Below are 24,221 nucleotides of genomic sequence, written 5' to 3'. Positions count from 1 at the left end.
GTCCCGCTGCTCCGGCCGCTCGGGCCGCCCTGTCTGCTTCGTCTTCGTCTGCTTCGTCACAGGAGTGCCACCCTCCGGTCGGCCGCCGCGTACAGCAGGTCGGCCACCACATTCGCCAGGACGACCACAGCGCCCGTCACCAGCACCACGCCCACCACCACCGGCAGATCGACCGTACGCACCGAGTCGACCAGTGTCTTGCCGATCCCGGGGATGCCGAAGAGGGTCTCGGTGAGCACCGCACCGCCCATCACCGTGCCGAAGTCGTTCGCGTTGAGCGCGATCACCGGCGGTACGGCGCCCCGCAGCGCGTGCCGTCCGACGACGCCGCGCTCCGCGACCCCGTAGGCCCTGAACGTACGGATGTGGTCCTCGGCCAGCGTCTCCAGCGTGGAACCGCGGGTCAGCCGGGCGTACTTGGCGCTCTCGAACAGTCCGAGGGTGAGCCACGGCAGCAGCAGGTTCCACGCCCACTGCTCGGGGTCCTGCGACAGCGGTACGTACGAGGGGAACGGCAGCCAGCGCAGATACGCGCACACCACCATCAGGAGCAGCAGCCCGAGGATGAAGACGGGCGTGCCGGTGGCGGCGAGGGTCAGCACGGTCAGCGCCCGCTCGGTGATCCCGCCGCGCCGCAGCGCGGAGAGCAGTCCGGTACCCACGCCGACGAGCAGCCAGATCACCATGGCGCCGACCGCGAGGGAGAGCGTGGCCGGGGCCCGCTCCAGGATCAGCTGGGTGACCTGCTGGTCGGTCTTGTACGAGAAGCCCAGGCAGGGGGCGTGGCAGTGCAGCACGGAGGTGCCGGTCGAGTAGTCGCGCCCGACGAAGATCCCCTGGAGGAAGTGGCCGTACTGCGCGAGGACCGAATCGCCCAGGCCGAGCCGCTCCCGTACCTGTGTGACCTGCGCCGTGGAGCACCGCTCGCCGCAGGCCAGCCGGGCCGGGTCGCCCGGGGCGAGATAGAACAGCGCGTAGACGACGACGGAGAGCACGAGCAGGACGAGCAGCGCGCCGCCGAGCCGTTTGAGCAGGTAGCGCGTCATGAAGCGGTTTCCTTGGCAGCGGTCTTCCGAGCGGAAGCGGTCTTCCGGAGAGGGGTACGGGGGGTGCGGGGCGGGCGGGACGCGCGCGTCCCCACCCGCAGCCGGGCGGCCTCGCGCGGGTCGAGAGCCGTCCGTACCGCGTCGCCGAGGACGGTGAAGGCGAGCACCGTCACGAACAGCAGTCCGGCGGGCAGCAGGACGTACATCGGGTCCGCCCGGAACCAGGTCTGCGCGTTCGACAGCATCTGCCCCCAGGAGGGCGTCGGCGGCTTGACCCCGATCCCCAGGAAGGAGAGCGACGCCTCGATGACGATGTTGGTCGGCAGCAGGATCGCCGCGTACGTGATGACGGGCGCGGCGAGCGACGGCAGCAGTTCGCGCCGCGCCACCCGCAGCCGTCCGGAGCCGGCGAGCCGGGCCGCGGCCACGAAGTCGAGCTGCTTCAGGGTGAGTGTCTGCGCCCGTACGATCCGGGACGCACCGCCCCAGTTGAGCAGCCCGATCACCAGGACCAGCAGCAGCGGGCGGGGGAAGCCGTCCGGTACGACGGCCGTCAGGGCGATGGCGATGACCAGCATCGGCAGGGCGACCATCAGATCGGTGACCCGGCTGAGGAAGCTGTCGAGCAGCCGGTTGCCGAGCCCGGCGGCGAGGCCGACGGCGACCCCGATCACCACTTGGACCACGGTCGCGCCCACGGCGACCAGCAGCGAGACCCGGGCTCCGTAGAGCAGCCGGACGAACAGGTCGCGCCCGGTGCCCGGTTCGACGCCGAGCCAGTGGTCACCGCTCACGCCGCCGAACGAGCCGGTCGGCACACCGCCGCGCGCGGAGTCGATCAGGGCGTCGTGGTACGTGGTGGCGTCCTGGCCCTCGATCGCGGCGAGCAGCGGGGCGGCCAGCGCCAGCAGGACGAGCAGCACGAGGACGCCCCCGGCCACCAGGGCCGAGGGGCGCCGACGCAGTCGCCGCCAGACCTGGCGGCCGGCGCCCGAGGCGGCGGCCCGCGCCGCCTCGGGGGCCAGTGGGAGGGGAGCGGTGCTCACTTGACCGAGACCTGCGAGATGTCCAGGACACCGGTCCAGTCGCTGATCACGATGTTCTTGACGTCCTTGCCGTACAGCCGCTTGTAGACCGGGTGGAAGAGCGGCACGTCGAGGGCCTTCGCACCGATCTTCTTGTCGAGGGCGCCCCAGCGCTTCGCCGCCGCGGCCTGGTCGGTCAGCTTGTTGATCTCGTCGATCTCCTTGTTGACGGCCGGGTCGTCGAGCTGCGCGTGGTTGAAGTTGGAGCCGTCCTCGACGATCTGCCGGCCGTCGAAGATCGGCGCCAGGAAGGGGCCGCCGGAGGGCCAGTCGGCGCCCCACCGGGAGAGGAAGAAGCCGGGTCCGTCCTTGTAGGCCCAGCGCGCCTCGTTGAACGCGTTCTGGTCGAGGCCGACGAGCTTGACCGTGATCCCGGCCTTCTTGAGCGCCTCCTGTACGGCGGTGGCGACCTCGGGGCTGGTCTCGCGGTTCTGGACGGTGGAGTGGGTGAGCGAGATGGTCAGGCCCTTGGCGTAGCCGGCCTCCTTGAGCAGCTCCTTGGCCTTGGCCGGGTCACCGGTCTCGCCTGCCGGGAAGTGGTCGTAGGGCGTGTAGCCGAACGCCTTCTGCTCGGGGAGGAAGGTGGTGGCGGGCTCGGCGAGCGCGGAGCCGCCCGCCGCGTTGATGACGCTGGTGCGGTTGATGGCGTACGAGATCGCCTGGCGCACCTTGGCGTTGTCGAACGGCTTCACCTTCGGGTTGAAGGCGAGGTAGTTGGTGTAGCCGAAGTGGCCGGTGCCGACCCGGGCGGCGAGCGACTTGTCCCCGCCGACCTGGGCGAGTTCGGCGGGGCCGAGGTTGGTGTCGGTGGTGATGGCGGCGGCGTCGGCGCCCGAACTGGTGGAGAGGCGCTGGTTGATGACGGCCGCGTCGAGACCGGCCGTCACATCGATTTTGTCCGGGTAGGCGTGCCGCTGGTCGTCGGTCTTCTCCGACCAGTGGGGGTTGCGCTCCAGGACCAGGCGCCGGCCGTCGCCCTCGTTCGAGACGACCTTGTACGGGCCGGAGGAGACGGGGTGCTCCTCGTACTTGGCGCCCGTGTCCTTGGCCTTGGGCACCGGTGCGAACTGGGTCTGGGTCGCCACGAAGGGGAAGTCGCCCTCGGGCTTGTCGAGCTTGAAGACGATCGTCTTCGCGTCGGGTGTCTCGATCGAGGCGAGGCCCTTCTTGTCCTTGTACGGGCCCTCGTAGTCGGCGCCGCCGACGAGCCAGTCCCGCAGATAGGGCGCGCCGCCGGAGAGTTCGGCGGCGAAGGAGCGCTCGATGCCGTACTTGATGTCGGCGGTGGTGATCGGGGAGCCGTCCTCGAACTTGAGCCCGTCCTTGAGCGTGTACGTCCACTCGGTCGCGTCCTTGTTGGGGCGGCCGGTGTCGGTGGCGAGGTCGGGGACGACCTTCGTACCCTCGGCGCCGTTGGCGCGGTTGCGGGTGGTGAGCGTACGGAAGACCAGCGACGGGACGTTGCCGCCGCCGGAGGTGTAGAGCCGCGCCGGGTCGAAGTCGCTCTGCGGCTCGGTGTTCAGCACCGTGAGCGTGCCGCCCTTGCCGGGCTTGCCGCTGTCCGCGCCGCCGGCCTTGGCATCGTTGTCCTCGGGCCCGCAGGCGGCGGTGCCCGCCGCCACGGCCAGGGTGACGGCTGCCGCGGCCAGGCGGCGGGACATGACGGGCGGTTGACGCATCGGAAGGGCCTCTCGGTGGGCTGCGCGGCAGCGGTCGGGACGGAGATGGGGCGGTGACGCACGCCCGGTGTCCGCGCAGGCGACAGCGGCGGAGAGGAGAAGGGGAATTCGGCATGCCGCGCCCGCGTACGAACGGAGTTCGGCCCGGGGCGCGGGGGATACGGCACGAGGATCGGCCGGGCGCGCTCGGGCAGGCGTCAGCGACAGAGAATGTCCGCCACGCACAGCGCCGTCACGCCGATGAGCGCGAGCTCAATGGCGGCATGACCGTAGGCGGTGGCGGGGCGGGACGACATGTCGAGAAATATGGCCGACCAGGCGTTCGATGTCAACGCGGGTCGAGACGGCCGTCCCAGCGGGCGGACAGGAGCGTCGGCGGACCGGGCCTCCGGACCGCCCTGACGGCTCCCCGTGCGGCTTCGCGGCTCACGCGGTGGGGAACACCCAGGGGTTGGGCCGGCACTTGATCCCGTCGATGTCCAGCGTCTTGGTCTGCTGCTGCATCACCGGTGCGAGCGCGCCGGGGGTGCGGCAGCTCTCGTGGTTGTGCCCGAGCCGGTGGCCGACCTCGTGGTTGATCAGCATCTGCCGGTAGCTGTGCATCGACTTGGCGCCGAAGGTCTTGGCACCCCGGGCCCAGCGGAAGGCGTTGATCATGACGCGGTCGGTCGCGGCGGAGTCGCAGGAGACGTTGTCGACGGTGGTGTCCAGGCCGGACTTCTCACACCAGAAACCGGTGGTGCCGGGGCTCGCCAGCGTGATCACGAAGTCGGGCCGGCCGCTGGAGACGCGCTCGAAGGTCATGGCGCCGTCATGGGCCCAGCTGCGTTTGTCGTTCAGGGTCTTCTGGACGGCGTCGGCGAACAGCTTGCCGTCGAGCCCGAGTCCGTTCTCGATGTCCACGCGGTAGCGGAACTTCTGCCCCTTGCCGGGGGCCTTGTCGAGCCCCGGTACGGCGCTGAACTCGCCGGAGGCCGTCAGGTCCGCCGCGAGCGGGAACTGACGGGACATCAGTTGCGCGTAGGTGGGAGCGACGGCGGGAGCCCCCGCCCCGCTGGGCGTCGGCGTGGTCCTGCCGTCGGAACGTGAGGCGTCCGCGCCGCGGTCCGCGCGGTCGAGCCCGCCGGCCGCGGCGGCCCCGGCCGGCTCCGAGCCGCCGTCGGCGACCTGTCCGGCCACGACGACGGCGAGGACGGTGGTGACGGCGGCCGCGGCGATGCCGGTGAGGGCGCGCCCCTTGCCGCCCTTGGCGGGGTCCTGCGCGTCCGGGTCCCGCGGGTCGGTATCCCGCGCGTCATCCCGCGCGTCCGGGTCCCGCGCTTCGGATCCGTCGGAGGCGGCGCCGCCGCCCGGACCGCCGCCCGCGCCCGCGCCGTTCCGCTCGCCCGTGTCCTTCCGCTCGCCCGTGTCCGGCTCGGCGCCGGTGCGGCGGCCGGGGACGCGCTCGTCGTCGGTGGCGCGCTCGTCCTCGGGACGCTGGTGGGTGGTGCGCTCGTCGGTGGTGGGGCCGGGGGCCGGGGAGCGCCGTCCCGCCGTGCCCTGCCGGGCGATGGTCCTGGCGACCGGCGCGTCGAACGCCCCCGCGGCGTCGAACGCGTCGATGAACTCGCGGCGCGGGCCGGGGACCGCCGGGCCGTCCTCACCCGGTTCGCGGGCCTCCGGGCGGGTCTCCGGACGGCTGTCCCGCTCCCGGTCCGGGGAGCGCGGGGACCGGCCCGGCGCGGTGGCCGCACCGGGCGCCGCGCCCTGGAGCGGGGAACGCGCGGGGCCGCCGTGCCAGTCGCCGTAGTGCGGCGCCGCGCCCCAACCGCCTCCGGGCTCGCGCTGTTCCGGATGCCCGCCGCGCACCTGCGGCACGCCGTGCGCGGGGGTGGCGGCGTACGCCGGAGGGACAGGGCCCTCCCCGGCCGGCGCCGCGCCACCGCGCCGCCGCCTGCCGCTGCCGGTGTCGGCCTCCTCGGCGGCGTCCGGGGCGCCGCTTCCGGTGTCCGCGGCGCTCGCGGAGTCCTGCTGGGGTGCGGGACCCTTGCGGCTGTGTCTACCCACGCCCCGGATCAGCTCCTGCCGTCTTCGACTCGTCGTGTTCTCGCGCGTCTTCGTACTCGCCGATGAGGTCCCGGCTCGCCCGGGCGACCTCTCCCGGGTACTCCATCATGGCGACATGACCGGCGTCCGGGAGCGTAAGGAGCCGGGAATCACGGAAAGCGGCCGACGCCCTGCGCGCCATCCGGTACGAAACCAGCTGATCCCGCCCGCCGTAGACGAGCAGGGTCGGCGCGAGCACCCGCTCGGCCCGCCGCCACAGTCCGTGCTGCCCGCCGAGCGTGTACGCGTTGACGATACCGCGCGCCGAGCCCGTCATCGCCTGCCAGAAATGCGGGAGTTGAAGTCTGTGTTCCAACTCCGCCACGGCGCCGCGCAGTTCCTCCTCGCCGACGTTCGCGGGGTCCCCGTACGTCAGCGACATCGCCCCCAGGGTGCGCCGTTCCGCCGTCCAGTCGCTGGTCAGCCGGGTGAACAGGGCGGTGATCCCGGGCACCGCCAGGAGGGCCGTGGGCACCGCCGTGCGCTGCACCCGGATCTCCGGGAGCGCGGGCGAGACCAGCGTCAGGGTCCGCACCAGGTCGGGCCGGGCGGCGGCGACCTGGGTGACGACGGCGCCTCCGAGCGAGTTGCCGAACAGATGTGTGGGGCCGCGTCCGCCCGCGTCGAGCAGCCGGATGACGGCGCGCGCGTGGGCGGTGACCGAGTAGTTCCCGTCGCCCGGCGGAGCCGAGTCCCCGAAGCCGGGCAGGTCGACGGCCTCGCCGTCGACGACGTCCTCCAACAGCGGCATCAGCGCCGACCAGTTCCGCGAGGAGCCGCCCAGCCCGTGCACGTACAGCGCGGGCGCGGCGCCGTCCCCGGTCGCGGGCCGTGACCGCACGTTCAGCGTGAGCCCCGGCAGTTCGACGGAGGAGAGCCGTTCCCCCGGCGCGGCCCGCACGGGACTCACCTTCGGAGCCACCGCGGCGGCGACGGTTTCCGGCAGCTCGGTCGAAGACATGCGGGCAATGTTACGAGACGATCACGCCCGGATTCATGTGTTCGCGCTCACAGGCCGCATGGCGTCGCGCCCCCGTGGCTCCTAGGCTCGAAGGAGAGGAAAGGGGGACGGCATGGCGGTCGATCCCACAGATCCCGACACCTTCGCGACGGACGACGAGGAAGCCGCGGCGGCCGGCCGGACCGCGGAGGTCCCCGAGGCCGACGCGGCCGAGCAGCGGCGGGAGGTATTGCAGCACGGCGACGAACCGCTCACGGATGTCGACCCGGACGCGGCCAGCGAGGGGGACGCGGCGGAGCAGGCGCGCGCGGTCGAGAACGGCGACGACGACTACCGACCGTAACCGGCGGCGCGGCCCGGAAGCGGGTCCGGCGGCACTCCCGCGCCGGTCCGCCACCGGTCCGAGGTTTGGCCCGAGCTTCCGAAAGGACGGGCTCCGTGAAATTCTGCGTCCGCACGACGCGCCGTGTCGTTACCCAAAAGTACGATGACGGGGTGGCGCATCGCGCGCACGGAACGATTTTTGGGAGGCGGCGTGACAGCCATAGAGCAGACCGAGGCGGCCCGCCCGCGAGGCACCCGCCTGCCGCGCCGCGCCCGACGCAATCAGCTGCTGGGCGCGGCACAGGAAGTATTCGTCGCGCAGGGCTACCACGCGGCCGCGATGGACGACATCGCCGAGCGGGCGGGCGTCAGCAAGCCCGTCCTCTATCAGCACTTCCCCGGCAAGCTCGACCTGTATCTCGCCCTGCTCGACCAGCACTGCGAAGCGCTGCTCCAGGCGGTCCGCACGGCGCTCGCGTCCACGACGGACAACAAGCTCCGGGTCGAGGCGACGATGGACGCGTACTTCGCGTACGTGGAGGACGAGGGCGGCGCGTTCCGTCTGGTCTTCGAGTCGGACCTGACGAACGAGCCGGCGGTGCGCGAGCGCGTCGACCGGGTCGCCCTCCAGTGCGCGGAGGCGATCTCCGATGTGATCGCCGAGGACACCGGGCTCTCCAAGGAAGAATCCATGCTGCTGGCCGTGGGACTCGGCGGGGTCTCCCAGGTCGTCGCGCGGTACTGGCTCTCCAGCTCCTCGGCCATCCCCCGCGAGCAGGCCGTCCAGCTGCTCACCTCGCTGGCCTGGCGCGGCATCGCGGGGTTCCCGCTGCACGGCGCCGAGACCCACTGACCCCGCGCCGGGCGCTCCCCCGGCGAGCGTGTTCGCTGCGGGCGTGGGCCGCGGCGTCTTCCGGATCGTCCCTGCGGGCTAATGTGTGCGGAGTACGGCGCGGCTGATCGCGCAACGCAGACCGTTCGGAGGGACATAGCCGTGGAGGTCAAGATCGGCGTGCAGCACACGCCCCGCGAGATCGTTCTGGAGAGCGGGCAGTCCGCCCAGGATGTCGAGCGAGCCGTGGCCGACGCGCTGGCCGGCAAGGCACAGCTGCTCAGTCTCACGGACGACAAGGGGCGCAAGGTGCTCGTACCGGCCGAGCGGATCGCGTACGTGGAAATCGGTGAGCCGACGGCCAGGCGGGTCGGATTCGGCGCGCTGTAGTCACGGTCGCGCACCACGCTCGCGCCGGAGCGCGACGAGGTACGCGTCAGGCGTCACCCGGGTATCCGCGAGGGCCCGGCGGGAAATCTCCCGCCGGGCCCTCGCGCTGTCCGGGACGGCCGCCGCTGCCGGGCGGGGTCACTGCGCGGTTCCGCTCTGCGCGTAGTCCGGGCCCGCACGGGCGCCGGGAAGGGTTGCGATCCGGACACTCCGGGTAGTGACGTGCTGGGGCCGACAGCCCGCACCACAGAGCCACTCCCGGCGTCGTGAGGTGATCAGCAGTGATCCTGCAAGTCCTCGGATCGGTCCTGCTCGGACTGGGTCTCTCCTGGGCCGCGGCCCACCGCTTCTCCCACCGGCTTCCGGCCCACCGGACCGTCTACACCGCGGGCCCGCTGGGCGCGCTCTTCGGCGCGTATCTGACGCACGCGGCGCTGGGTCCCGGCCATGTCCTGATCGCGCTGGCGGGCGCGCTGCTGGTGGGAGTGGTGCTGCTCTCGCTGCTGCTGCGCCCGGCGGCCCCCCGGCTGCACCGGGCGATGCCGTGACGCCGACGGGCCCCTGATCCCGGGGCCCGTCTCCTTGTCCGCTCAGTCCGGCCGGTCCGTACGGCCGTTCCGTCCGGCTGTCCCGTCCGCCCGGTCCGTACGGCCGTTCTGCCGGCCCGTCCGGGCGCCGGTCCGGTCCGTACGGTTCGCCGCGCAGGTCAGGCGGCGAGGCCGAGCGCCGCCATCCGCTTGGTGTGCGCCTCGGTGATCCGGGAGAACATCCGGCCCACCTCCGCGAGGTCGAACCCGTCCGCGACCCCGCCCACCAGCATCGTGGAGAGCGCGTCCCGGTCGGCCACCACCCGCTGCGCCTGCGAGAGCGCCTCTCCCATCAGCCGGCGCGCCCAGAGCGCGAGCCGGCCGCCCAGGCGCGGGTCCGCCTCGATCGCGGCGCGCACCTTCTCGACGGCGAAGTTGCCGTGGCCGGTGTCGTCCAGCACCGCCAGCACCAGCGCGCGGGTGTCGGTGTCCAGCCGGGCGGCCACCTCGCGGTAGAAGTCACTGGCGATCGAGTCCCCGACGTACGCCTTGACCAGGCCCTCCAGCCAGTCGGACGGCGCCGTCAGCCGGTGGAAGTCGTCCAGGGCCTTGCCGAAGGGCTCCATGGCGCCGGTCGGATCGGCGTCGATGGCCCGCAACCGGTCACTCAGACGTTCGAAGTGGTGGAATTCTGCGGCGGCCATCCGCGCCAGCGCGGCCTTGTCCCCCACCGTCGGCGCGAGCTTGGCGTCCTCGGCGAGCCGCTCGAAGGCCGCCAGCTCGCCGTAGGCAAGGGCTCCCAGCAGATCCACGACGGCGGCGCGGTACTGCGGCTCGGCCGAAGCCGTGGCCCAGTCCTGGGCGGCGATTCCGGTGGGCTGTTCGGCTGCGGGTGCGGGCTCGGTGGCGTTGTCGGGCGTCTCCATGGAGCGCACAATAGCCCGCTCGTCGCAGGACGTAACGGCCCGGTACGAGAGAGCTGTCACACCCTTCCGTCGATTTCGCCCGCCACACCTGCGCGATTCCGGGGTACAGTGATAAAGCGCCTGCCGACTTTTCGGCGGGCCATCGCATGTGTTGGACAGTGTTTGACCAGTGCTTGAACGAGGTTGTCGCCTCGTACAGGCCCCATGAGGATGCCCGGTCGGTGGCCCGATCGGCTCCGAACCCGACCGCCCTCCGCGCGGACCGTGCGCACAGCTGCGCACGACTCGCAGATGAGGGGCCCCCTCAGCGGCACGAGCGCTCGAGCGACGGCAGTGGTCCCGCGCCATCCGGCCAATCCACGGCCGGCCGAGTACCCAGGTGCGGTACGACCCCCAGCGTTCGCCTCGCGTCGCGTCTCACAGAAGAGGCAGCACCCTGACTACGACTTTCCGAGAGCTCGGAATCCTGCCCGAGACAGCCGAGGCGCTTGAAGCCGTCGGCATCGTGTCTCCGTTCCCCATCCAAGAGATGACCCTGCCGGTCGCCCTGTCCGGCAAGGACGTCATCGGCCAGGCCAAGACCGGTACGGGCAAGACGCTCGGCTTCGGTCTGCCGCTCCTGGAGCGCGTCACCGTCCCCGCGGACGTCGAATCGGGCCGTGCCGGGCCCGAGCAGCTCACCAACGCCCCGCAGGCCCTCGTGGTCGTCCCGACCCGCGAGCTGTGCCAGCAGGTCACCAACGACCTGCTGACGGCCGGCAAGGTGCGCAATGTGCGCGTCCTCGCCATCTACGGCGGCCGGGCGTACGAGCCCCAGGTCGAGGCCCTCAAGAAGGGAGTCGATGTGATAGTCGGCACCCCGGGGCGGCTGCTCGACCTGGCGGGCCAGAAGAAGCTCGACCTCTCGCATGTGCGCGGGCTCGTCCTCGACGAGGCCGACGAGATGCTCGACCTGGGCTTCCTGCCCGACGTCGAGCGGATCATCCAGCTGCTGCCCGCCAAGCGCCAGACGATGCTGTTCTCGGCGACCATGCCGGGCGCGGTCATCGGCCTCGCCCGCCGCTACATGTCGCAGCCCACGCACATCAGCGCGACCTCGCCGGACGACGCGGGCGCCACCGTCGCCAACACGACGCAGCGCGTCTACCGCGCGCACTCCATGGACAAGCCGGAGATGGTCGCGCGCATCCTCCAGGCCGAGGGCCGCGGACTCGCGATGATCTTCTGCCGTACGAAGCGCACGGCGGCCGACATCGCCGACCAGCTCGCCCAGCGCGGCTTCGCCTCCGGCGCGGTCCACGGCGACCTGGGCCAGGGCGCCCGCGAGCAGGCGCTGCGCGCCTTCCGCAACGGCAAGGTGGACGTGCTGGTCTGCACGGACGTCGCCGCGCGCGGCATCGACGTCGAGGGCGTGACGCACGTCATCAACTACCAGTCGCCCGAGGAGGAGAAGACCTACCTCCACCGCATCGGCCGCACGGGCCGGGCGGGCGCCTCCGGTACGGCGGTCACGCTGGTCGACTGGGACGACATCCCGCGCTGGCAGCTGATCAACAAGGCGCTCGACCTCGGTTTCCCGGACCCGCCGGAGACGTACTCCACCTCGCCGCACCTCTTCGAGGAGCTGAGCATCCCGGCCGGCACCAAGGGTGTCCTGCCGCGCGCCGAGCGCACCCGCGCCGGGCTCTCGGCCGAGCAGGTCGAGGACCTGGGCGAGACGGGCGGCCGAGGCCGCAAGTCCGCCGCCGCGCCCGCCCCGGCCGTACGGGAGGAGCGCCCCGCGCGCACCCCGCGCCAGCGTCGCCGCACCCGTGGCGGCGCCACGCTGGACGCGGCGGACACGGCGGTGACCGTGTCGGCCCCGGCGCCCGCGCCGGTGACCGAGCCCGAGCCGCAGTTCCAGACGGCCGTCCCGATGGACGTGCCGGACAGCGCGGAGCCGCGTACGCCGCGCCGCCGCAGGCGCACGCGTGCCGCCGCCGTGGTCGAGCTGCCGCAGACGGTCACGGAGCCCGCGTCGTCGGAGCCGGAGGCCGAGGCCGAGACCGCCAAGCCGCGCCGTCGCCGCACCCGCGCCGCGAAGCCCGCGGTCGAGCCGGCCGCGACCGCCACCGGGAGCCCGGTGGCCGAGGCCCCGGCCGAGGAGCCCAAGCCGCGCCGCCGCACCCGCGTCGCCAAGCCCAAGGCCGACGCGGTCGCCGCGCCGGAGACCGCGGGCGCCGAGGCGGAGGGTGCGGCCGCCAAGCCGCGCCGCCGTCGCACCCGCACGGCGACGACGGCGTCCGAGCAGGACTGACCGGCACCGCACCGCACGCCGATGGCCCGGCTCCCCCCGCACGGGGGCGCCGGGCCATCGGCGTACCCGGACACGGAGGCGCGAAGGACGCGGCCGGCGGCGTGTTGCGAGAGTCCCGCCCGGCCCACGACGCCTGGCACGCACGCTCGCCGCGTTGTCGGGATCACCCCCGTACACCCCTATGCGGACGCTCCCCCGCCGTGCGATGCACCGCATCTGACGCCGCGCGCTGAGCCACCAGGCATGACGGGACAGCCCTTAGCCTCGTCGTATGAGCAGGCCGCCTACCTTCACCCCGCCGCCCTGCGCGCGTGCGCGCACCCTCTCGACCCGCCGCGGGCGGTTCGCCGTGCTGGACGGGCGGCCCGACGGGGAGCCCCGGGGCACCGTGCTGATGCTGCCCGGTTTCACCGGGAGCAAGGAGGACTTCGTCGCGCTGCTGGAGCCGCTGGCCGCGGCGGGCTACCGCACGGTCGCCGTGGACGGGCGCGGGCAGTACGAGACGGACGGACCTGACACCGAAGATGCTTACGCGCAGGGCGAGTTGGCGGCCGATGTGCTGGCGCAGGCGGAGGCGCTGGACACCTCCGTGCAGCTGCTCGGGCACTCGCTCGGCGGGCAGATCGCCCGCGCCGCCGTGCTGGTCGACCGCGGTCCTTTCGACACGCTGACGCTGATGTCCTCGGGACCCGCGCGGGTCACGGAGACGCAGCGGGAGCGGGTGAGGCTGCTGAGCGACGCGCTCACGACGATGACGATGGAGCAGCTCTGGGAGGTCATGCGGTCGATGGACCCTCCGGAGGAGACCCCGGTCGACGGCGCCGGGCTGCGGACGCGCTGGCTGCGGACCCGGCCGGCCCAGCTGATCGCGACCGGCCGGCAGCTGAGCGGGGAGCCCGACCGGGTGGCCGAGCTGGCGGCCGTGCGGCGGCTGCCCATGCATGTGATCTCCGGCGAGCGGGACGACACCTGGCCGGTGCCGCTGCTCGACGCGATGGCCGAGCGGCTGGGAGCGCGCAGGACGGTGATCGCGGGGGCGCAGCACTCGCCCAACACCGACCGTCCGCGCGAGACGGCGGCGGCGCTGGCGGAGTTCTGGGACGCGCACGCCTCGTACGGGAGCGCGCCGCACTGAGAGGCACGGGAGGGGGCCGGGAGGAGGGCGGAGCCCGCGCGTCGGAAGGGCGCGGAGCCGCCTCCGGGCGTCGCATCCCCGCCGGCGCCGGCGGTCAGTACTGCGCCTGCAAGTGCTGCCAGAAGCCGTCCCGCAGCGACCGCCGCAGCACGGCATGGCCCCGTAGCGACCTCTGGAGCAGCTTCTCCGCCTCGATCAGCAGATCCTGGTCCACCGGGCCCGGCAGATACGGATGGCCCGGCAGCAGCTCCGCCATGGCCTCGCGCCCGCGCTCCGCCAGCCAGGTGGCGGCGATCTGCGCGCCGACGAACCGGACCTGGTCCCGGGAGGGCGGCGGCTCGCCCTCGTGCTCGTACGTGGTGACCGCGCGGCGGGTGACGTAGGGCCGGCAGAACTCCAGGTCGAAGGTGCGCTGGCTGTCGACCTCCCAGAGCAGCGGCTCCGCCTGGTTGCGGCCCTCGCCCGCCTCGATGCCCCACAGGTGCACCCGGGCCCCGTACCCCTGCGCCGCCTCGACGGCGGAGACCAGGTCCTCGTCGCCGCCGACCAGTGCCGCGTCGCTGATGGCGCGGTGGCGGGCGAGCGACTCCAGGTCCGTGCGGATCAGCGAGTCGACGCCCTTCTGCTGGTTGTTGGCGTTCAGGTTGCCGAGCCTGACCTTGACGTCCGGCAGTTCGGCGATGGACTGCTGCTCCGTGGTGTGGATGCGCCGCCTGGCGCCGTCGTACCAGTAGACGCGGAGCAGTCTGCTGTCCGCGAAGATGATGCGGGCCTTGTCGATGAACGCCTCGATGAGCCCTTCGGCGTCCAGATCGAAGGCGCGCCGGTCCTCGGTGCCCGCTACAAGCAACCCGGCGGCAGCATAGACGTAACCGGCGTCGACGAAGATGGCATGCGTGGACGGCGTCTTGGCGACCTCGGCGAGCATGCGCTGGAGCAGCTCGTTGGTCCGCTCCAGCCGAGCGCCGATCTCGGTGGCGTCCGGGACGCCGCGCGGGATGCCCACTGGGGTGTCCTCCGGGTGGATCTCTGCCTCGTTCATACGCGGTTCATTCTCCCGTGAGCCACACCCTACCCGCCAGTAGTTAGCCATCCAAAAAATTTCCTTAGTGTAGGGAATGTTTGCAGAGGGCAACCCGTTGCACATTGATGTAAGCAACGGAATTTTCCGTCATCCATAGTTCTCCACCAGGAGGATCAGGCGAAGGGAGAAGCCTTGCGCTTCGAAATCATGCGACTCGACGACGTCGACGGTTCAGCCGTAGACAGCACCGTCGTGGACGCCGCCTCCGTCAACCGGATCGTGCAGCAGGCCGCCGCGATGGGCCAGCGCATCTATATCCGTCCGGCCGAATCCTCGGCCTCATAACCACTTCTCCGCCGTTCATCACTGTTCACACGAGTGACGAAGCGCCCCTGTACGGATCACCCGTACGGGGGCGCTGCCCGCGTCAGGCGTTCTGAATCACCTGGGTCACGCCGTTGATGATCTGCTGCACGGCAATGGCCGAAAGCATCATCCCGGCGAGCCGGGTCACCAGCACCACACCGCCGTCCTTGATCACCCTGATGATCAGCAGCGAGTAGCGCATCGTCAGCCACAGCACGACATGCATGGCGCCGATCGCGGCCCAGACCGAGAGCTGCCCGGTGGCGCCGTCGGCGTGCTGGACGGCGAGGATGACGGAGACGATCGCGCCGGGCCCCGCCAGCAGCGGCATGCCCAGCGGTACGAGCGCCACGTTGACGTCCTTGGTCTGCTGCGGCTCGTCCGTCTTTCCCGTCAGCAGGTCCAGCGCGATGAGCAGCAGGAGCAGCCCTCCGGCGATCATCAGGGCCGGTACGGACACATGGAGATAGTTCAGGATCTGCTGGCCGAGCAGCCCGAAGACGGCGATGACGCCGAAGGCCACGGCCACCGCCTGCCAGGCCATGGCGCGCTGCACCTTGGCGGGCCGCCCGGAGGTGAGGGCGAGGAAGATCGGAGTGATCCCGGGTGGGTCCATGATCACAAAAAGGGTGAGAAAGAGGGATCCGAAAACGGCGAAGTCGAACACAGGTGAGGGCCTTGCGAGAAGTGAGCGGAAGGAACAAGGGGAAGAAAGGACCGGAGAACACCGGAGAGCAATGAGAACACCGGAGAGCAACGGGGACACGGCGGCGCGAAAGGAAGAGAGGACCCGGCGGGCGGGGCCGTTCGGGCCGGTGTCACGTTCCTCGCGCGGTATACGACGCGGAGGCGGCGACGGTCAGACGCGTCCGCCCGCGCCCGGCACCGGGAAGGCACCGGAGGCGCGCCGGGTGATCTCGCCGTAGATCTCCGGGTCGGTGGTGAAGGCGCCGAGCTGCACGGTCTTGCGGCTGCCGTGGTAGTCGCTGGAGCCGGTGGTCAGCAGTCCCAGGTCGGCGGCGACCGCGCGCAGCGCGGCGCGGGTGGGTCCGTCGTGGTCCATGTGGTCGACCTCTATGCCGTCGAGTCCGGCGGCGGCGAGCTTCGCGACGGCGGACTCGGGGACGACCTCGCCCCGCTTGACGGCCCGGGGGTGCGCGAGGACGGTGACCCCGCCGGCCGCCCTGACCAGGCGGATCGCCTCGACGGGGTCGAGTTCGTGCTTCTCGGCGTAGGCGCGCCCGCCGTCACCGAGCCACTCGGCGGTGAATGCGTCGGAGACGGTCTCGACGACACCGAGTTCGACGAGGGCGGTGGCGATGTGCGGGCGGCCGAGCGAGGCGTCGCCCGCGATGCGCGCCACCTGCTCCCAGGTGACCGGCACGCCCAGCTCCTGGAGCTTGCCGACCATGGCCCGCGCGCGCGGGACGCGGTCGTCGCGCACCAGCTCGCGCGCGGCCAGGAACTCCGGCTCGTCCGCGTCGAAGAGGTACGCGAGCATGTGCAGGCCGACGCCGTCGAGGCGGCAGGAGAGTTCGGCGCCCGTGACGAGGGTCAGGGGTTTGGCGGTGTCCTTCAGGCCGGCGAGCGCGGCGATGGCCTCGGCGTGACCGCGGGTCGAGTCGTGGTCGGTCAGGGCGACGACGTCGAGTCCGGCGCGCGCGGCGTTGCGGACCAGTTCGGCCGGGGTGTCCGTACCGTCCGAGGCCGTGGAGTGGGTGTGCAGATCGATGCGCACGACGCGGACTCCGGGGGCTCGGGGGCGGACTGGGGACGCCCAAGGATAACCGCCCCCTCACCCGCCGGTCCCCGCCGCCGCCCATCGTCGGGTGCGGGCCGGGCCGGTGGCCGTGGGCCCGGTCAGTGCAGCAGCCGGGGCGAGAGCGCCCCGACGGGCAGCAGCTCCACCTCCGGGCCCACGTCGCGGAGGTCGGTCAGGACGAGTTCGTCGTAGAGCAGCAGTCCTGACTGCTCGGGCCAGACGATCGCCCACAGCCACAGCCCCAGGGCCTCCCCGGCGAAGACCGCGCGGTCCTGCGGGGCCTCGGGGACGTGCCAGAGCGGGGTGGGGCGGCCGGCGGCGAGGAGTTTGGTCTGCGGTGGCTTGTCGGCGCAGATCGCGGGCCCAGGGTCGGGCCCCTCGATGCCCGCGTACCGCGCGCCCAGTCCCACTCCCAGCTCCTCGGCGACGAGCATCAGCTCCCCCGCCCCGCCGAGCGGTCCGGGGCCCGAGCAGGCGACGGCGGTGGCACGGCCGCCGCTGCGGTCGTCACCCGCGTACGCGACGCCGCTGAACAGCCAGCCGACGGGCAGCGGCCAGGGCATCCAGACGGGCACCCGGGCACGGTGCACCACCACTCCGAGTGCCTCGACGCTGGGCGGTATCACCGGTTGCAGCGGATGTACGACGCCGTGCGTGTCGCACTGCCAGGAGTCGGCGAAGAGACCGGGCGCCCTGAGCCGGCCACCGCACTTCGGGCAACTGGGTTGGCCCCTCATAGCGCCCAACGGTCCTCTTCGACCCGCGCCGCGTCAAGGACGATCACTCGTGCGTACCGGGCCGTGACACAGCGATGTGCGTGTACATTGCACTTATTAGCTTCCCTAACTTAATATGTGTCTATCGCATCGGCTTACGGAGAGAGAGGCGTCCCATGCGCGGTAGCGGAAGCGGAGCGGATCCGTTGGACGAGGGAGCGGGCGCCGGGGGCGGGGGCAGGGCCGGGGGCGGCGGGCTGCCGCGGCAGCCGAAGGCCGTCTGGGCGACGGCGGGCGCGTCCGTGGTGGCCTTCATGGGCATCGGGCTGGTGGATCCGATCCTGCCGTCCATCGCGAAGGGACTCGACGCCACCGCGAGCCAGGTCTCGCTCCTGTTCACCTCGTACTTCCTCATCACCGCCGTCGCCATGCTCCTGACCGGCTGGGTCTCCAGCCGGATCGGCGGACGCAAGACCCTGCTGCTCGGCCTGGCGCTCGTCGTCGTCTTCGCCGCGCTGTCCGGCACGTCGTCGTCGGTGGGCGAGCTGGTCGGCTTCCGGGCCGGCTGGGGACTGGGCAACGCCCTCTTCGTCTCGACGGCGCTCGCCGTCATCGTGGGCGCGGCGGCCGGGGGCAGCGCCACGGCGATCCTGCTGTACGAGTCGGCGCTCGGCCTCGGCATGGCCTGCGGGCCGCTGCTCGGGGCGGTGCTCGGCAACGCGAGCTGGCGCTATCCGTTCTTCGGCACGGCGGCCCTGATGGCGATCGGCTTCGTCTGCATCACCGCGTTCCTCAAGGAGCAGCCGCGGCCCGCCCGCAAGACCTCACTGCTGGATCCGCTCAGGGCGCTCGGCCACGGCGGTCTCGCCTCGGCCGCCGCCTCCGCGTTCTTCTACAACTACGCGTTCTTCACCGTGCTGGCCTTCACCCCCTTCGTACTGAACATGACGCCCTACCGGTCGGGTGCCGTCTTCTTCGCCTGGGGTCTGCTGCTCGCGGCCTTCTCCGTCCTGGTCGCGCCGAGGCTCCAGGCGCGTTTCGGCTCCCTCAAGGTGCTGGGCGGCTCGCTGCTCCTGCTCGCCGTCGACCTGCTGCTCATCGGGTACGGGAGCCACGGCGCGGCCGTCGCCGGCACGATCGCCTCCGGTGCGTTCATCGGCCTGAACAACACGGTCTTCACCGAACTGGCGCTCGGTGTCTCGGACGCGCCCCGCCCGGTGGCGAGCGCGGGCTACAACTTCGTCCGGTGGTTCGCCGCCGCGGCGGCGCCCTTCCTGGCCCCGAAGATCGAGGAGTGGACCGATGTCCACATCCCGTTCGTGGTGGCCGCGGGCGCGGCGGTCGTGGGCGCGGGCATCGTCGGTCTCAGGCGCGGTGCGCTGAGCCACGAGGCGGCGCGGCTGCGGCCGGTCCACCGGACCGAGGACAGCGTCTCCGTCTTCGCGGACTGACGGCCCGGGTGCCCCGGCCGGAACGGCGGGCCGCCGCCCTTCCGGCCGTCGTCGCCGCCCCGTTCAGTCCAGCGCCACCGAACGGCGCAACGGGTCGCGCAGATCCGTGCCGTGCGCGAGCCAGCGCTCCTCCAGCTCCCGCGCCCCGCGGACCCGCTTCCACGCGGCCTCGTTGGGCGTCATCGGCAGCAGCGGCAGGAACCGTACGGGCTCCAGCGGCGCCGCCAGCTCCAGGTCCGCCACCAGCCCGCCCGGCTCCCCCACCAGCACGGAGCTGAACGGCGCCCCCGGCCACAGGGGTTCACCCAGGTCGAGCGAGCTGCCCGGCGCCACGATCACTCCCTCGACCTGCGGAGAGGCGGCCAGGACCGCCAGGGGGCGCAGCACCTGGTCGGTGCCGGCCGCTCCGGCGCGTACGGAGAGGATCAGTTCGGCCCTGGGGCCCCGCTCCGCGTCGGCCAGGAGCGCCGACGGATCGGTCATGGGCCGGCCCGACATCCCCAGCGTGGCGTAGCGCACCACGTCCGTGCCGCCCTCCGTGTCCCGGAACCGCAGGACCTCGTAGCGGTCCGTGCCCAGGAAGGTCACCGCGGCACGCGCGTCCGGCTCGCCGAGGGCGGTACGGAGCCGGGCCTCGGTCAGCGCGAGAATTTCTTCCATCCGGGGAGCATAGATCGCTTGCGCTCGGGGCATGGGTACCGTTTGGCCCTCGGCTGGCTGATAGTCTTGGCCGCTGGTCGGGACAGCACGCCGAAGCGTCGCTCTCCAGTCCCGACGCACGACATCCCCCACGGGGGACCGGCCGGAGGAGGTGGGGCTGCGGTGGATCGAAGTCATCCGGCCAGTACCAGCCGCTCTTCCGCCCGCACCGCGTCCAGGTGATCCGACGCCCCGCCCGGTCAGGGCAGACGGCCTCTCGCACGACGGAAGAGCACATCTCCACCGCCGGTGTTTTTGCCTGTCTGTAGCGAACAGCCGTCACCGCGTGGACCCGCGGTGCCGCCCGCTTTGCGGACGTTGCGTATCACGTCCCCATTCCGGGCTGTGCCACGCGCCCCGCCGACGGCCTCTCCGTGAAGGAGCCCGCCATGTCGATGATTCGTGACCTTCGCGCAGCGGTCAGCCCGTCCCTGCGCAAGAACCGCTCCGCGCACAGCAAGTACGACACGTACGACGCCACCCGTGACCCGTCCGCGTCGAGCGCGGTCGTGGACTGCGCCGTCTACCGCCAGGGCCGCCGGGTGATGAGCGCCCCCTGTGTCACCCCGCACGAGGCGATGCTGCGGGTCCGCGAGAGCGGGGGCTTCGCCTGGATCGGTCTGCACGAGCCGACCGAGGAGGAGTTCGCCGGTATCGCGGCCGAGTTCGGACTGCACCCGCTGGCCGTCGAGGACGCGGTGCACGCGCACCAGCGGCCCAAGCTGGAGCGGTACGACGACACGCTGTTCACCGTCTTCAAGACCATCCACTACGTCGAGCACACCAAGCTGACCGCGACGAGCGAGGTGGTCGAGACCGGTGAGGTGATGTGCTTCACCGGCCGGGACTTCGTCATCACCGTCCGGCACGGCGGCAGGGGCTCGCTGCGCAATCTCCGCCACCGGCTGGAGGGCGACGCGGAGTTGCTGGCCAAGGGCCCATCGGCCGTGCTGCACTCCATCGCCGACCATGTGGTGGACGGGTACATCGCGGTGGCCGGGGCCGTGCAGGACGACATCGACGAGGTCGAGATCGATGTGTTCTCCGAGCCGGCCAAGGGCAGCACCCGTGGCTCGGACGCGGGCCGGATCTACCAGCTCAAGCGCGAGGTGCTGGAGTTCAAGCGGGCGGTCTCCCCGCTGCTGCGGCCGATGCAGCTGCTGAGCGAACGGCCGATGCGGCTGATCGACCCGGACATCCAGAAGTACTTCCGCGATGTCGCGGACCATCTGGCCCGGGTGCACGAGCAGGTCATCGGCTTCGACGAGCTGCTGAACTCGATCCTCCAGGCCAATCTGGCCCAGGCGACCGTCGCGCAGAACGAGGACATGCGCAAGATCACCTCCTGGGCCGCGATCATCGCCGTGCCGACGGCGGTCTGCGGGATCTACGGCATGAACTTCGAACACATGCCGGAGCTGGAGTGGAAGTACGGCTATCCGCTGGTCCTGGGCGCGATCGGCACGATCTGTCTGGCCATCCACCGCATGCTCAAGCGCAACGGCTGGCTCTGAGGACAGGGGCGGGGGCACCGGCCCGGAGGCCGGCACCCCCGCCCCTGTCGTCGCGACCCGCCGCCACTCGCCGGACGGACCGTCATGGTCCGTCCGGCGTCGTGCTTCACATGGCGGTGGCCGTCGGTCAGTTCAGGGCGCGGAAGCCCGTCATCCCCGTACCGACGCCGACGCCGCTGCCCTTGATGTCCGGGTAGTACAGCAGGTCGCCGGCCGGGTTGGTGGACCAGACGCCCGGCTTGCCGTCGCCCTGGACATCGGGCACGGCGGTCAGCAGCGGACGGTTGGCGGCGGTCCAGCCGGTCCCGATCTGGGTACGGTCCGGGCCCGAGCCGAGCCCCTGGCCGCCGGTGCCCGTACCGGTGTAGCGGTACAGCTCGCCGGTGCTCTTCTTGCGGGCGACGAGGTCGACATGGCCGTTGCCGGTGGTGTCACCGGGCGCCACCAGGTCGTACTGCGACCAGCTGCCGTTGCCGATGAGCACCGGGGGCTGCTCGATGAAGTCGTCCAGGTAGATGTAGTCGTCGAGGTAGCCGGAGACCGAACCGAAGTACAGCCAGAGCTGGTCGCCCTGCTTGACCAGCAGGTCCGGATAGCCGGGGCGGTCGTCCTCGCCGATCACGCCGTCGCCGTCGAGGTCGAGCGGTCCGTCCACGTCACCGATCGCGAGAATCTGGTCGGCGCCCTGCCAGTGGTCGTTCTCCTCGTCCCAGACGCGCAGTTCACGCCGGTCGGAGTAGTCGGCGCCGCCCGCGCCGTCGTTCGGGTGCACCCACAGCCGGTCGCGGTCGACGGCCGGGTCGTTGGCCATGGCGATCAGGTCCTCGTAGCCGTCCTCGGTCCAGTCGCCCCGCCGGGTGGTCTTCTGGTCCTTGTAGCGGCCCGCGTCCGACGCGGGCTCGGCCGCCTTGGTGACCTTGCCCGTACCGTCGCCGAAGTAGCGCTGGAGCGTGCCCGCCGCGTCGACCGCCCACAGGTCGGGGTGGCCGTCGCCGTTGAGGTCGCCGGCCTTGTCGGCGACCGCGGCGCCGTTCGCGTAGAAGAGGTACGTACGGATGTCGGAGCGGTTGCCCGCCTGGTCGAGTCCGCGTACGTACAGCTGCTGCGCGCCGGCCTTCGTCGGGGTCAGTTCGATGGCCACCGAGCCGCCCACGGCCGCGGGGGCGCGTGTCTTGACGGCGGCGTCGATGGTGGACCAGTACTCGTACGACGCGATGTTCTTCGCCTCGCCGGGACCGACGGTGAAGGTGCCCTTCGTGCGGACCGGGCTGGTGTCGACCGGCCAGCCGGCGTCACCGTTGGGGAACTGCTCGGAGGTGACGCTCGGCGGGGTGCTCGGCCGGTCGGGCATGTAGACGAACCGGCAGCCGGCCGCGCCCAGGGCCGGGTTCCAGGCGCTGGTGAGCGAGCCGTCGTCCGCCTGGACCTTCCAGGAGAAGTTGGCGTTGGCGGTGGCGAGATGGGCCTTGAGCGTCGCCTTGGGGACGGTGAGCCTGGCGACGGTGCCGGAGGTGACGGAGACGGTCTTGTTGACGATCAGCACCCCGTTCGGATCGTCGTTGGGGTGGTGGCCGGTCGCCCACAGATGGAACTTGACGTTGACCTTGCCGCCGTCGGGGTCGACGGCCTTCGCCGTCAGCTGGACGTCCGTGTCACCGATCAGCCCGTACGGGGCGGTGTTGCCGCAGCCAGCCGAGTTCTTCGTGCTGGGGACGGTGTCCAGGTCGGAGGGGGTGTTCGGCGGGGTGTTGTACTCGGTGGAGAGCACGGCCGTCGAGGCGTCGAACTTCTTCCAGCCGTAGGTGTCCGACTCGTTGGCCTTGAGGCCGAGGGTCATGGTGGCCCACTTGGAGGCGCCCGCCTTGACGGCGTTGCCCTTGACGTCGAACTCCAGGTTGCCCGCCGGGCAGCCGCTCGACCAGCCCTTGGCGTCGTTCACCGTGGTGAGCGCGGTCGATGTCCAGGTGGGCTGCTTGGACCAGGTGGTGGCGGAGCTGATGGGGTTGGTGGCGTACAGCTCCACCGGCTTCTTCGTGCAGGACCAGGAGTGGGTGTTCTTGATCCGGAAGGTGGATTTGGTGATGGTCTTGCCGGCCAGGTTCCTGGTGTCCATGGTGAACAGTGAGCGCCAGGTGCCACCGGTGTCCGACTCGTAGCCGACGCGGGCCACGTTGTCCGACTTGTTCCAGTAGCTGGTGCTGGGGTACTTCTTCGCGACCGAGGTCCAGTTGTTGCGCCCGCCCGAGACGTACGGGTCGATGTGGACCGGGTAGACCGTGTCGGCGGCGGTGAGCAGGTCCTGGTCGGGGGTCAGCTTCAGCGCGCCGTCCTCGACGACCGCGGGCAGCGCCGACTCCTTGGCGCCGACCGCCGCCACGAAGCCCTCCTCCTCGATCCCGGACGGGGCGACGGTGCCCGGCGCGGCGAGCGCGGCGGCGACCGAGCCGAGGCTGCGGGGCGTCGCGCCGTCGGCGGCGACGCCGGAGCTGTCCCACATCACCGGGGTCGGGGCGGCGAAGACGTTCTGTCCCGCCGGGTTGACGGCGGTCAGGTTGCCGGCGTCGTCCGTGCGCGCGGTGACGCCGTCGGTCTCCATGGGGAACGTGAGCCGCTCCAGCCGGGGATCGGCCGCCGCCGCGCGGTTCTTGACGACCAGCAGCTGCTGGAATCCGTTGACGCTCGCGCGGAGCTTGAGGTCGACGCCGGGGAAGACCTCGGGGTAGGTGGCGGTGTCGCCGTCGAGTTCGGGCGCGGGCAGCGCGCCCTGCCAGTCCAGCGACAGGCTGCGGCCGTCGCGCTCGATGGTGGCCATCGGGGCGTCCCCGCCGCCGGAGAACTCCAGCCCCACGGAGGTCGCGCGCGGCCGTACGGCACCGTCCGCGCCGCGTACCAGCGTGGAGTCGGCCGTCACCAGCCGGCCTTCCTTGCGGACCCGGACCGGGACGACATGGGTCTCGGTGGTGAAGGTGCCCGAGGGGTTGGCGTAGGTGGTGGAGTACTCGCTCCGTTCCGCCACCACCTCGACCGGCTCTCCGCTCTCGGCCGCGCGGGTCAGGGCGCGTGCCGCCGCCGTCCGCTCGGCGCCGGTGACCGGTTCGTCCGCCGCGGCGGGCCCTGCCGCCGCCGGCAGCGCGGCGCCCGCGAGAGCGGCGACCAGGGCGCCGGTCATCAGCGGGCGCAGCCCGGATCTGCGCTTGCGCGGCAGTGGTTGCTGTCTCAAGACGTTTTCCTCCCCGAAGCCTCGGCGGCACGCCCGCGGAGCGGCGGAGCGCCGAAGCCCAAAAAACTTTTTGTGAATGAACAGTGATGGCGAACGAAAGGAGAGTAAATCGCACTCCAGGGATGAATTAATCCCGCATTTCGCACTGAACCTGACATTCCGCTTGTGCATATCGCAGTGGAA

22 protein-coding genes are annotated in these 24,221 nt (G+C 71.8%); 9 read left to right on the top strand and 13 right to left on the bottom strand.

The features are described 5' to 3' along the window. Positions 1-56 precede the first annotated feature (56 nt). From ACFY6S_RS23730 to ACFY6S_RS23705, 6 genes are all read right to left on the bottom strand, one after another. On the bottom strand, positions 57-1,046 hold the full coding sequence (locus ACFY6S_RS23730; protein WP_388815297.1) for an ABC transporter permease: 990 nt from the start codon (positions 1,044-1,046) through the stop codon (positions 57-59). Beyond that, positions 1,043-2,092: an ABC transporter permease gene (locus ACFY6S_RS23725; RefSeq protein ID WP_388815299.1), complete on the bottom strand. Its 1,050-nt coding sequence runs from the start codon at positions 2,090-2,092 to the stop codon at positions 1,043-1,045. The genes ACFY6S_RS23730 and ACFY6S_RS23725 overlap by 4 nt, the downstream gene beginning before the upstream one ends. Continuing rightward, positions 2,089-3,810 carry an ABC transporter substrate-binding protein gene (locus tag ACFY6S_RS23720; protein ID WP_388815301.1) on the bottom strand — a complete coding sequence of 574 codons (1,722 nt, stop codon included), beginning with the start codon at positions 3,808-3,810 and terminating at the stop codon, positions 2,089-2,091. The genes ACFY6S_RS23725 and ACFY6S_RS23720 overlap by 4 nt, the downstream gene beginning before the upstream one ends. A 197-nt stretch (positions 3,811-4,007) precedes the next feature. Continuing rightward, positions 4,008-4,106, bottom strand: a complete 99-nt coding sequence (locus ACFY6S_RS23715; protein ID WP_388815303.1) for an Ms4533A family Cys-rich leader peptide — start codon at positions 4,104-4,106, stop codon at positions 4,008-4,010. A 130-nt stretch (positions 4,107-4,236) separates the two neighbouring features. Further along, positions 4,237-5,856, bottom strand: coding sequence for a DUF3152 domain-containing protein (locus tag ACFY6S_RS23710; RefSeq protein WP_388815305.1), 1,620 nt, complete (start codon positions 5,854-5,856; stop codon positions 4,237-4,239). Beyond that, entirely contained in the window at positions 5,849-6,856 is a 1,008-nt protein-coding gene (locus tag ACFY6S_RS23705; RefSeq protein WP_388815307.1) for an alpha/beta fold hydrolase, read from the bottom strand. The genes ACFY6S_RS23710 and ACFY6S_RS23705 overlap by 8 nt, the downstream gene beginning before the upstream one ends. Before the next feature lie 112 nt (positions 6,857-6,968). Here ACFY6S_RS23705 and ACFY6S_RS23700 point away from each other — a divergent pair, with 112 nt between their 5' ends. The 4 genes from ACFY6S_RS23700 to ACFY6S_RS23685 all read left to right on the top strand — a co-directional run bounded on the left by ACFY6S_RS23700 (position 6,969) and on the right by ACFY6S_RS23685 (position 8,950). Then, positions 6,969-7,199, top strand: coding sequence for a hypothetical protein (locus ACFY6S_RS23700; protein WP_388815309.1), 231 nt, complete (start codon positions 6,969-6,971; stop codon positions 7,197-7,199). A 192-nt stretch (positions 7,200-7,391) separates the two neighbouring features. After that, positions 7,392-8,033: a TetR/AcrR family transcriptional regulator gene (locus ACFY6S_RS23695; protein ID WP_388815311.1), complete on the top strand. Its 642-nt coding sequence runs from the start codon at positions 7,392-7,394 to the stop codon at positions 8,031-8,033. 141 nt (positions 8,034-8,174) lie between these two features. After that, positions 8,175-8,402 carry a DUF3107 domain-containing protein gene (locus tag ACFY6S_RS23690; protein ID WP_162794024.1) on the top strand — a complete coding sequence of 76 codons (228 nt, stop codon included), beginning with the start codon at positions 8,175-8,177 and terminating at the stop codon, positions 8,400-8,402. A gap of 281 nt (positions 8,403-8,683) precedes the next feature. Then, positions 8,684-8,950: a hypothetical protein gene (locus tag ACFY6S_RS23685; RefSeq protein WP_388815313.1), complete on the top strand. Its 267-nt coding sequence runs from the start codon at positions 8,684-8,686 to the stop codon at positions 8,948-8,950. Between the two features lie 158 nt (positions 8,951-9,108). Here ACFY6S_RS23685 and ACFY6S_RS23680 read toward each other — a convergent pair whose 3' ends face one another. Continuing rightward, positions 9,109-9,855: a ferritin-like fold-containing protein gene (locus ACFY6S_RS23680; RefSeq protein ID WP_388815315.1), complete on the bottom strand. Its 747-nt coding sequence runs from the start codon at positions 9,853-9,855 to the stop codon at positions 9,109-9,111. Between the two features lie 529 nt (positions 9,856-10,384). Here ACFY6S_RS23680 and ACFY6S_RS23675 point away from each other — a divergent pair. After that, positions 10,385-12,151 (top strand): DEAD/DEAH box helicase, encoded by a 1,767-nt coding sequence (locus tag ACFY6S_RS23675; RefSeq protein WP_388815317.1) that lies wholly within the window; start codon positions 10,385-10,387, stop codon positions 12,149-12,151. A 271-nt stretch (positions 12,152-12,422) separates the two neighbouring features. Continuing rightward, complete coding sequence (locus ACFY6S_RS23670) at positions 12,423-13,286, top strand: alpha/beta fold hydrolase (RefSeq protein WP_388815319.1); 864 nt, start codon at positions 12,423-12,425, stop codon at positions 13,284-13,286. Between the two features lie 94 nt (positions 13,287-13,380). Here the strand turns inward: ACFY6S_RS23670 and ACFY6S_RS23665 are convergent, their stop codons facing one another. After that, positions 13,381-14,328: an NYN domain-containing protein gene (locus ACFY6S_RS23665; RefSeq protein WP_388815321.1), complete on the bottom strand. Its 948-nt coding sequence runs from the start codon at positions 14,326-14,328 to the stop codon at positions 13,381-13,383. A gap of 174 nt (positions 14,329-14,502) precedes the next feature. On the opposite strand from ACFY6S_RS23665, the gene ACFY6S_RS23660 reads away from it, so the two are divergent. Beyond that, positions 14,503-14,655: a hypothetical protein gene (locus tag ACFY6S_RS23660; protein WP_165840668.1), complete on the top strand. Its 153-nt coding sequence runs from the start codon at positions 14,503-14,505 to the stop codon at positions 14,653-14,655. 82 nt (positions 14,656-14,737) lie between these two features. Here ACFY6S_RS23660 and ACFY6S_RS23655 read toward each other — a convergent pair whose 3' ends face one another. The 3 genes from ACFY6S_RS23655 to ACFY6S_RS23645 all read right to left on the bottom strand — a co-directional run bounded on the left by ACFY6S_RS23655 (position 14,738) and on the right by ACFY6S_RS23645 (position 17,175). Next, positions 14,738-15,343, bottom strand: a complete 606-nt coding sequence (locus tag ACFY6S_RS23655; RefSeq protein WP_388815324.1) for a MarC family protein — start codon at positions 15,341-15,343, stop codon at positions 14,738-14,740. A 192-nt stretch (positions 15,344-15,535) separates the two neighbouring features. Next, positions 15,536-16,414 carry a PHP domain-containing protein gene (locus tag ACFY6S_RS23650; protein ID WP_388815326.1) on the bottom strand — a complete coding sequence of 293 codons (879 nt, stop codon included), beginning with the start codon at positions 16,412-16,414 and terminating at the stop codon, positions 15,536-15,538. Between the two features lie 122 nt (positions 16,415-16,536). Continuing rightward, positions 16,537-17,175: a DUF6758 family protein gene (locus ACFY6S_RS23645; RefSeq protein ID WP_388815328.1), complete on the bottom strand. Its 639-nt coding sequence runs from the start codon at positions 17,173-17,175 to the stop codon at positions 16,537-16,539. A gap of 155 nt (positions 17,176-17,330) precedes the next feature. On the opposite strand from ACFY6S_RS23645, the gene ACFY6S_RS23640 reads away from it, so the two are divergent. Further along, positions 17,331-18,605 (top strand): MFS transporter, encoded by a 1,275-nt coding sequence (locus ACFY6S_RS23640; RefSeq protein ID WP_388815330.1) that lies wholly within the window; start codon positions 17,331-17,333, stop codon positions 18,603-18,605. Between the two features lie 63 nt (positions 18,606-18,668). On the opposite strand, the gene ACFY6S_RS23635 is transcribed toward ACFY6S_RS23640, so the two are convergent. Continuing rightward, complete coding sequence (locus tag ACFY6S_RS23635; RefSeq protein ID WP_388815332.1) at positions 18,669-19,265, bottom strand: suppressor of fused domain protein; 597 nt, start codon at positions 19,263-19,265, stop codon at positions 18,669-18,671. Positions 19,266-19,693: 428 nt separating this feature from the next. Between ACFY6S_RS23635 and ACFY6S_RS23630 the strand changes: the two genes are divergently transcribed. Further along, positions 19,694-20,818 (top strand): magnesium and cobalt transport protein CorA, encoded by a 1,125-nt coding sequence (locus ACFY6S_RS23630; protein WP_388815334.1) that lies wholly within the window; start codon positions 19,694-19,696, stop codon positions 20,816-20,818. Positions 20,819-20,945: 127 nt separating this feature from the next. Here ACFY6S_RS23630 and ACFY6S_RS23625 read toward each other — a convergent pair whose 3' ends face one another. After that, entirely contained in the window at positions 20,946-24,038 is a 3,093-nt protein-coding gene (locus tag ACFY6S_RS23625; RefSeq protein WP_388815336.1) for an FG-GAP-like repeat-containing protein, read from the bottom strand. Positions 24,039-24,221 lie beyond the last annotated feature (183 nt).

The organism is Streptomyces sp. NPDC012835, assembly GCF_042900885.1.
Lineage (GTDB): Bacteria > Actinomycetota > Actinomycetes > Streptomycetales > Streptomycetaceae > Streptomyces.
This window is presented reverse-complemented; position numbering and strand designations above follow the sequence as displayed.

Coding starts and splice junctions, on each gene's coding strand:
- ACFY6S_RS23635 (WP_388815332.1), bottom strand. CDS start 19,265: ATGGAAGAAATTCTCGCGCTGACCGAGGCCCGGCTCCGTACCGCCCTC.
- ACFY6S_RS23665 (WP_388815321.1), bottom strand. CDS start 14,328: ATGAACGAGGCAGAGATCCACCCGGAGGACACCCCAGTGGGCATCCCG.
- ACFY6S_RS23680 (WP_388815315.1), bottom strand. CDS start 9,855: ATGGAGACGCCCGACAACGCCACCGAGCCCGCACCCGCAGCCGAACAG.
- ACFY6S_RS23675 (WP_388815317.1), top strand. CDS start 10,385: ATGACCCTGCCGGTCGCCCTGTCCGGCAAGGACGTCATCGGCCAGGCC.
- ACFY6S_RS23670 (WP_388815319.1), top strand. CDS start 12,423: ATGAGCAGGCCGCCTACCTTCACCCCGCCGCCCTGCGCGCGTGCGCGC.
- ACFY6S_RS23730 (WP_388815297.1), bottom strand. CDS start 1,046: ATGACGCGCTACCTGCTCAAACGGCTCGGCGGCGCGCTGCTCGTCCTG.
- ACFY6S_RS23715 (WP_388815303.1), bottom strand. CDS start 4,106: ATGTCGTCCCGCCCCGCCACCGCCTACGGTCATGCCGCCATTGAGCTC.
- ACFY6S_RS23645 (WP_388815328.1), bottom strand. CDS start 17,175: ATGAGGGGCCAACCCAGTTGCCCGAAGTGCGGTGGCCGGCTCAGGGCG.
- ACFY6S_RS23640 (WP_388815330.1), top strand. CDS start 17,331: ATGCGCGGTAGCGGAAGCGGAGCGGATCCGTTGGACGAGGGAGCGGGC.
- ACFY6S_RS23630 (WP_388815334.1), top strand. CDS start 19,694: ATGTCGATGATTCGTGACCTTCGCGCAGCGGTCAGCCCGTCCCTGCGC.
- ACFY6S_RS23720 (WP_388815301.1), bottom strand. CDS start 3,810: ATGCGTCAACCGCCCGTCATGTCCCGCCGCCTGGCCGCGGCAGCCGTC.
- ACFY6S_RS23705 (WP_388815307.1), bottom strand. CDS start 6,856: ATGTCTTCGACCGAGCTGCCGGAAACCGTCGCCGCCGCGGTGGCTCCG.
- ACFY6S_RS23700 (WP_388815309.1), top strand. CDS start 6,969: ATGGCGGTCGATCCCACAGATCCCGACACCTTCGCGACGGACGACGAG.